The sequence below is a fragment of the Qipengyuania sp. genome (assembly GCF_043423005.1).
GTDB lineage: Bacteria > Pseudomonadota > Alphaproteobacteria > Sphingomonadales > Sphingomonadaceae > Qipengyuania.
Genome location: NZ_JBHWMI010000095.1, coordinates 1 through 4,744, shown reverse-complemented (window position 1 = coordinate 4,744; position 4,744 = coordinate 1). Strand labels below are relative to the sequence as shown.

Annotated in this window: 6 protein-coding genes, 1 tRNA gene and 1 pseudogene; 3 read left to right on the top strand and 5 right to left on the bottom strand. The window is 66.6% G+C overall.

Translation table 11 applies throughout. The features are described 5' to 3' along the window. A partial coding sequence (locus ACHFFA_RS12440) for a transposase (protein WP_394269278.1) occupies positions 1-126 on the top strand: 126 nt, incomplete at its 5' end. Positions 127-335: 209 nt separating this feature from the next. On the opposite strand, the gene ACHFFA_RS12435 is transcribed toward ACHFFA_RS12440, so the two are convergent. Both ACHFFA_RS12435 and ACHFFA_RS12430 read right to left on the bottom strand, forming a co-directional pair. Beyond that, positions 336-746 carry a hypothetical protein gene (locus ACHFFA_RS12435; protein WP_394271144.1) on the bottom strand — a complete coding sequence of 137 codons (411 nt, stop codon included), beginning with the start codon at positions 744-746 and terminating at the stop codon, positions 336-338. A 72-nt stretch (positions 747-818) separates the two neighbouring features. After that, positions 819-1,904 (bottom strand): peptidylprolyl isomerase, encoded by a 1,086-nt coding sequence (locus ACHFFA_RS12430; protein ID WP_394271143.1) that lies wholly within the window; start codon positions 1,902-1,904, stop codon positions 819-821. A 99-nt stretch (positions 1,905-2,003) separates the two neighbouring features. Between ACHFFA_RS12430 and ACHFFA_RS12425 the strand changes: the two genes are divergently transcribed. Beyond that, positions 2,004-2,094: transfer RNA gene (locus ACHFFA_RS12425), tRNA-Ser, on the top strand. Positions 2,095-2,186: 92 nt separating this feature from the next. Here the strand turns inward: ACHFFA_RS12425 and ACHFFA_RS12420 are convergent. The 3 genes and pseudogenes from ACHFFA_RS12420 to ACHFFA_RS12410 all read right to left on the bottom strand — a co-directional run bounded on the left by ACHFFA_RS12420 (position 2,187) and on the right by ACHFFA_RS12410 (position 4,253). After that, positions 2,187-2,868: pseudogene (locus ACHFFA_RS12420) on the bottom strand (carbonic anhydrase). Positions 2,869-2,959: 91 nt separating this feature from the next. Next, the gene (locus tag ACHFFA_RS12415) at positions 2,960-3,943 is read right to left on the bottom strand and encodes a calcium/sodium antiporter (RefSeq protein WP_394271142.1); all 984 of its coding nucleotides are present in this window, start codon (positions 3,941-3,943) and stop codon (positions 2,960-2,962) included. A 172-nt stretch (positions 3,944-4,115) separates the two neighbouring features. After that, positions 4,116-4,253: a hypothetical protein gene (locus ACHFFA_RS12410; RefSeq protein ID WP_394271141.1), complete on the bottom strand. Its 138-nt coding sequence runs from the start codon at positions 4,251-4,253 to the stop codon at positions 4,116-4,118. Positions 4,254-4,349: 96 nt separating this feature from the next. Between ACHFFA_RS12410 and ACHFFA_RS12405 the strand changes: the two genes are divergently transcribed. Beyond that, positions 4,350-4,744: sterol desaturase family protein (locus tag ACHFFA_RS12405; RefSeq protein ID WP_394271140.1), on the top strand; the 395-nt coding region annotated here is incomplete at its 3' end.

Here is a 4,744-nt window from a genome sequence, read left to right as displayed (position 1 = left end):
GTCGAGAACATGTTCGGCAGGCTCAAGGACTGGCGACGCATCCACACCCGCTACGACCGATGCGCCCACACCTTCATGTCCGCCATATGTATCGCTGCAACCGTCATCTTCTGGCTGCCGCAATGAGTCCTGAGCCTAGGTAAAGCCGCCTTGGTTCAGGCGAAGCCACGGCCGCAATGAACCTGAGGTCCGAAGATTGCATCTGCATAATGATTGGATCTTTGCAGTATAACCCAATGACCGCAATGTGGTCGTAAGCAGATCGTCCGTTTACGGACAGCGGGTGCAGCAAACCAGCCTCTCGTCATGCGCCATGTTTTTCCGCGCTTCTCGGATCAGCTTTCTGGCGACGTTCGGACCAGTTCCGCTTGGTGGCCGGGTAGAGTGAGAATAAGACGCTGATCGCGAACGGTCATCTGCGGATCACCCAATGCGAAGCGATGAAAAAGTACGTCATGCGGCTTAGGCTCGCATTCGACCAGTGTGCAGATCATCATGCGATCACGCGCGCCAGCGGGTTTGTCATCATTGAAACCGCAAGAGTTGCAGCCATCGTCAAAGCCGGTGATCTTGCCCCAATGCACGCCCAGTGCGTAGCGGTCGGCGGTGACATCCACCCCGTCGATTGTCACGAAACGCCAGCCCCCGTCCTCTTCGGGGGCGGCGACCAGGTGCCAAAGCGTCTGCCCGCGGGGCAGCGCGATGCCGCCGATGGCAAGCGCTGCGGCGAGCACGAGACCCGCCAACGTCACGCCTGCGAGCGCCCCGTGATGCTGTCGGTTAGCGGACGAACCTTGCGGTCGTGACCGGGCCAAGCGTCAGTTCGCCACCCGCCGCACCGGGACCGGGATGTTGCAGATGTCCGCCCCTCCGGCCGGCACGATGAAGAACGGGTCGCGGCGGTTGGCGCGGGCCTCGGCGTAGCGGGCGAAGGCCTCGCTCTCCGTCGAGAGGTACTGGAACTGTGGCTGCTGCGCCCCCGGCAACTCGCTGGCTAGGCGGACGGAGACGATCGGCGTGCGCTCTTCCGGCGTCTCGTAAAAGCCGAGATCGCCGGTCCCGCGCGGCAGCGCGGAGAGGTGCTCGATCCCCTCAACCACGCGCCCGACCAGCGCGATGTTGCGGTCGAGATGCCGCGGGGCATGGCCGATGACCGTGTAAAGCTCCGCGCCCGAGCCAGTGTCGGGCGAATAGTTCCGCCCCACGCCGACCATGCCATAGCAGTGGACGGGCCACATCGCTTCACGCGAAAATCCGACTGGCCACCCCGCCTGAAAGCTCGCCCCATCCGCATAGGGGTCCTTCTGAACCACCACCATTCCGGGGACGGGCTGTGAGATGAAAACGGTCGGCTTATCGGCGCGGGTGGCTTCAGTCGCCGAATTCTGCCCGGCCATGTTGCGCGCAGCTATCTCGGCTCGGGTTCGTGCCCGCTCTAGCAAGGCATCGCGAGCGCGAGCAAACGCGGGGTCGCCGCTGGCCAGCGCATATTGCGATGCAGGTACCGTTGCGATGCCGCCTGGCAAGGCTTTCGCCTTCGCCCGATCCTCGCCATCGGGATCGCCCCACTGGACGACGTAATTGTCCTGCACCCGCGTTATCGCCAGCCCGTCGTACCAGTGCGCGGCGGCGAGCTTGCGGATGTTGCTCACCCAACCCTGGCTGAAGGGCGGCGGCATCAGCTGGATTACCACTTCGCGCCGCTTCCCCCTCGCGTCGAGCGCGAGGGTCATCACCAGAAGGTCGTCGGGCGCGATAGCCACCCATTCCGAAGGCTCGGCCTTGGCGACGATCTCGTTCGGGCTGGGCGCGGGAGGTGGAGCATCCTCGGCGGCGAGCGGAGCGGCGCCGGCGAGCGCGGCGGCAAGGGCGAATGGGGCGAAGCGCGGGCGGGTGCGTGTCATGCCGCCGGTCTGCCACCGCCGCGCCCCGGAGACAATGCACGCGCCTTGCGAAGTGCCCGGCAGGACGCTAATGGCCCGCCTTCAGCCGATCAGGCATGCGGAGCGGTGGCCGAGTGGTCGAAGGCGCACGCCTGGAAAGTGTGTATACGGTAACCCTGTATCGTGGGTTCGAATCCCACCCGCTCCGCCATCTCAAGTCTTTGTTATCGCAACAAATCGCCCGGGCCTCCGAAGCCCGCAGGCCTGCGGATGCTTTGGAGGGCGGGCAGGCGACCGCGCTGGTCAGGAGGCGGTGCCGGGCAGATCGAAGAAGTCGACCTCGCCGCTGCCGAGCTTGTAGTAGGCGCCGACCACCTTCAGGCGGCCTTCGCGCTGCGGCTCGAGCATCAGCGGGTCGGTCTGCTCGCGCAACTGCTTCACCACCCGTCGCACGTTCTGGCGCACCGCATTCTCCAGCTTGTCGCCGGGCTGACCGCGCCTGGAGGACCGCCGGGATGATCGGTTCGATCATCGGGCCGATCGAGCCGGGGAACGTCGCATTGTCGCTGACCACCTCGGTGGCGGCCTTCACCGCCCCGCAGCTTTCGTGGCCCATCACCACGACCAGCGGCACATTGAGGACCGCCACCGCATATTCGATCGATCCCAGCGCCACCGTATCGACGGTGTTGCCGGCGTTGCGAATGATGAACAGTTCGCCAAGGCCGCGGCCGAACAGCAGTTCCGGCGGCACCCGGCTGTCCGAGCAGGTGACATAGGCGGCAAAAGGCTCCTGCCCTCCGGCAAGGGCCAGGCGCCGCTGCGCATTGGTGATCGCACCGGTTTGCTCGCCGCGAAGGAAGGCCCGGTTGCCCTGCCGCAGCAGGTCGAGCGCCTGATCGGGCGTCTGGTCCTTGCCCGCCGGCGCTATTCCCGCTGACGTGCCCTGCGCGGCGGCCGACGTTGCCGCCCCGCCGCCAAGCATTGCCGCCGCGCCCAGTGCGGTGGCGCCGCCGAGCGCGCCCCGCCGAGAAATTGTCGTCATTCGAACTCTCCTTGCTGCTTGTGCTGATGAATCATTGCGCTGCGATCGCGGCTGCCAAAAAGCCGCCATATCCAAGCACCAACGCCAGCCCGGCGGCGCGGCCGATCGGGCGATGCGCCAGGGCCAGCACCACCACCGCCAGGGCCGTTGCCACCATGAGGCCAAGATCGACGGGCCACAGCGTTTCCGGAACCGCGCCTGGCGCCAGCAGCATCGTCACGCCGCCGATGCCGAGGATGTTGTAGATGTTCGACCCCACGACATTGCCGAACGCCACCTCGGGCTCGCCCTTGCGTGCCGCGACCAGCGAGGTGACGAGTTCGGGGAGGGAGGTGCCCACCGCGACGATAATGACCCCGATCAGCGTCTCGCTTAGCCCGGCCACGCGGGCGAGGTCGATCGCGCCGCCAACCAGCATCCGGCCCCCGAACACCAGCAGGCCAAGGCCGGCAAGCGCGAGAAGGACGGGGGCGAACCAGCGGCGTCCAGCGGGATGCAGCCCGGGATCGGCCAGTTCGAGCGCGGCCGAACGGTCGTAGGGCGCGTTGTGGACGATATCCGGCTCGGCCACGCGCTCCTCGCGGTAGCACCAGGCGATATAGCCGGCGAGCGCGGCGATCATGGCGCCGCCCACCCATGCAGATGCTGCGCCAGCCAACGCCAGTGCCGCCAGCACCAGCGACGCGGCGAGCGCGACGCCGGTGTCGCGCACTGCCGGCCCGCGGCGCACCACGATCGGCGCCAGCAGGGCCGAGGCCCCCAGGATCAGCAGGGTGTTGACGATATTGGAGCCGACGATGTTGCCCCAGGCGATTGCCGGGGCGCCGATGAGGGCGGCCTCCACGCTCGTCACCAGTTCGGGAGTGGACGTGCCGAACCCGACGATCACGAGACCGATGACCAGCGGCGTGACGCCGGCGCGCTGCGCCAGGCCGACCGCGCCGCGGACCAGCAGCTCGCCCCCGACCAGAAGGAGCGCCAGCCCGGCGATCAGCAGCAGAAGGGTCGATGCCATCGCCCGGTTACCGGTTCAGGCGCCGGGCGGCTTGCGGGGCGGGGCAGGGTCTGCCCGCCGGTCCGCCGAAAGCCTGACGGCAGCGGTTCTCGTGAAATCGGGCACCATCGTCTCCGTGTCGAAGCCAAGTCGATCGGCCTATCGATGCACGTGAAGACCTGCGTGGAAACGGTCAGCCCTTGGCGCGCATCGGTAGTCCGATGCGGTCCGACATCGCGAGCGTCACAATGACGCCCGCCAGAGGGGCCCGGTCCGCGTCGTCATAATGCGGAGGGGCGAGGACGGTTCCGGACAAACGCGAAATCTGCATGGTCCGCCCGCCCCCCACCCGATGGCAGGACGCCGTCTGCAACTCGCGACCGATTCCAGCCTTTGACCCATCGTCGTCTGATGATAGCTTGAGCGGATGGAGAATCTTTCGGCAGCGATCGAGTTTCTCGGCGGCCCGGCGGCCATCTGGGTGCTGGCCGGGGTCTATTTCGGCAGCGTGATCCTCGAACGACTGTGGGCCCTGCGCGGCAAACGGGCTTACAATTATGGCCAGGTCCTGATCGTGTGGGACCGCCTGTTCGGCACCTATGTCGAGGTGGGCGAGGAACCCAATGCCGGACTCGTCAAGCCGACCTACGACTACAATCCGCTGAGCGCGCAGTTCGTCGGGTTGCAGCAGCTCAAGGCCCGCATGGATACCGCGGACAGGAGGCAGGACAAGCTGGCCTATCTGTGGTGCCCTCCCGAATGGTCGCATGACGGCGTATGCCGCAGCGATTGCCCCAAATACAATCTGGCGGAACTGGAGAT